The organism is Endozoicomonas atrinae (assembly GCF_001647025.1).
GTDB lineage: Bacteria > Pseudomonadota > Gammaproteobacteria > Pseudomonadales > Endozoicomonadaceae > Endozoicomonas > Endozoicomonas atrinae.
The window spans coordinates 1-235 of sequence record NZ_LUKQ02000965.1 but is presented as its reverse complement, the minus strand read 5'-3'; the positions used below and the strand labels follow the sequence as shown (position 1 = coordinate 235).

1 protein-coding gene is annotated in these 235 nt (G+C 54.0%); it reads right to left on the bottom strand.

All coding sequences use genetic code 11. The annotated features are described in order from the left end of the window. The coding region (locus AK963_RS34755) for a hypothetical protein (RefSeq protein ID WP_175404857.1) at positions 1–235 on the bottom strand (235 nt) is incomplete at both ends.

Sequence of the window (235 nt, the reverse complement as noted above, 5' to 3'; positions counted from 1 at the left end):
AGGCTGGCACTGGTATTGACCACCGGCGCATCATTGACCGCATTAACCAGAATGCCAACAGGGGCCGTTTCAGTACTGAATGCTGTAGTGCCGCCATTGGTAGTGGTATCGGCATAGTCGCCAACGGCACCGGCTGATTTATCCCAGGCCCTGACAGTAAACGTTGCCGCACCGTTAAAGTCAGCATTGGGCACAAAGCGCACCTGGTTACTGGCATCTAACAACAGAGCATGGT